Source organism: Tenacibaculum geojense (assembly GCF_042676005.1).
Classification (GTDB): domain Bacteria; phylum Bacteroidota; class Bacteroidia; order Flavobacteriales; family Flavobacteriaceae; genus Polaribacter; species Polaribacter geojense.
Map to the genome: position 1 here is coordinate 1 of NZ_JBHTJR010000010.1, position 518 is coordinate 518.

General features: G+C 45.6%; 1 protein-coding gene. It reads left to right on the plus strand.

Going from position 1 to position 518, the window contains the following annotated elements; translation table 11 throughout:
* Positions 1-518 (plus strand): cadherin repeat domain-containing protein (locus ACFQ1U_RS00540; RefSeq protein ID WP_386104213.1); only part of this gene is annotated, 518 nt, incomplete at both ends.

Consider the following 518-nt stretch of genomic DNA (forward strand, 5'->3'; position numbering starts at 1 on the left):
TATTGATCCAGCGACAGGAGAAGTAACTTTACCAGCACAGGACTTTGAGAACCCAGCCGATAGTGATGGCAATAATGTTTATGTAGTAGAAGTAACGGGAACGGATGCAGATGGAAACCAGGCAGTAGGCACGGTAACCATTACGGTGGCAGATGTTGTAGAGACTACGACTATTGACTTAAGTGATGAGACCCAAACGGTTGATGAGAATACGGTTGCTACGGACACGCCAGTGTTAAGTGGTACGCCAATCGGAGTTGTTACGTATGCAATTACAGGAGGAACAGATCAAGGCTTATTTAGTATTGATCCAGCGACAGGAGAAGTAACACTTCCAGCACAAGACTTTGAGAACCCAGCCGATAGTGATGGCGATAATGTTTATGTAGTAGAAGTAACGGGAACGGATGCAGATGGAAACCAGGCAGTAGGCACGGTAACCATTACTGTGGCAGATGTTGTAGAGACTACGACTATTGACTTAAGTGATGAGACCCAAACGGTTGATGAGAATACGG